Annotated in this window: 2 protein-coding genes; both read left to right on the plus strand. The window is 45.6% G+C overall.

Annotation, left to right across the window (positions count from 1 at the left end):
- Positions 1–867 (plus strand): conjugal transfer protein TraF (traF, locus tag A3739_RS22470; protein WP_156502771.1); only part of this gene is annotated, 867 nt, incomplete at its 5' end.
- A 13-nt stretch (positions 868–880) separates the two neighbouring features.
- The coding region (locus A3739_RS28320; RefSeq protein WP_156502772.1) for a hypothetical protein at positions 881–1,015 on the plus strand (135 nt) is incomplete at its 3' end.

The raw sequence follows: 1,015 nt of genomic DNA on the forward strand, positions 1-1,015 counted from the left end.
GTCACGATTAACTTTTATACTCGCCGTGATATACGTGAAATGACGACGATTCTTAACAAGGATGAAGCCAAGTTTGCGGAATTAATAGACACTCTCGATAGCGGTGGTTCTGTTTTAGGGACTCTTGAGGAGCGACTCAGTTCAACCGTCGACAACACCTATGTCGATATTAGTGAGTTCGGTGTTACCGTAGCCACCACAAATGTAATTTCTTACAACATGCCAATATCTTGGGGCTTCACGCCCAAGCTAGTCGAAATAAGGGGTTCACATCGCGCGGAAAGTATTAACACATATAACCCACGCAACCCACCAGACAAACAGGTAAGTCGTGATTTCTTAGAATGGAATGTTGATTTAGGGTTCTCAATGTTAATGACCGAATCCTTTATGCGCGAAGAGCTAGGCCTTTCAGGTCCGATACTCGACGGCGAATGGATTTTCTCTTTTGTTGGTATGAACATGATCCCGACCGATTTCACACCATACAGACCTGAAAATGCGAGCCGCACAGGCCCTTATCCCGGCACAGCTCGTGCTGTGCAAGCACTCTATCAGTTTGGCGTGGCGCATTACCGCCAAAACTACATGCTTACTATGGATATCGATCTTTCAGAAAACGAGGTCTATGACTTCGAAGGATTAACCCGCTTTCTAAGTTTCGGTGGAGAATATTTTTTAAGAGACGACTTTCACCTCCGTGCGGGCATGCGCATCAACATGGCACAAACATCTGAAGCCGCCAAAGACAAAGCTATTCTAACGGGTGGTTTTTTGTATCAACCACATGGATTCAGTATTGAAGCCGCCGCAATGATTAATGAAGTAGAAATTGGCGGAACAGTTGGTCTTGGCTACGCCTTTTAGCTAAGCTAGCGACATGTCATCACATTCAAATTCTAATCTGCTTCCTGCAGACTCTTATTTCATCGTAGGCGGAGCCGTCCGAGACCGCCTCCTCAACCTTAAAAGCAAAGATCTAGACTGGGTGGTTGTCGGCTTAACACCAGAACAA

Source organism: Oleiphilus sp. HI0067, assembly GCF_001635735.1.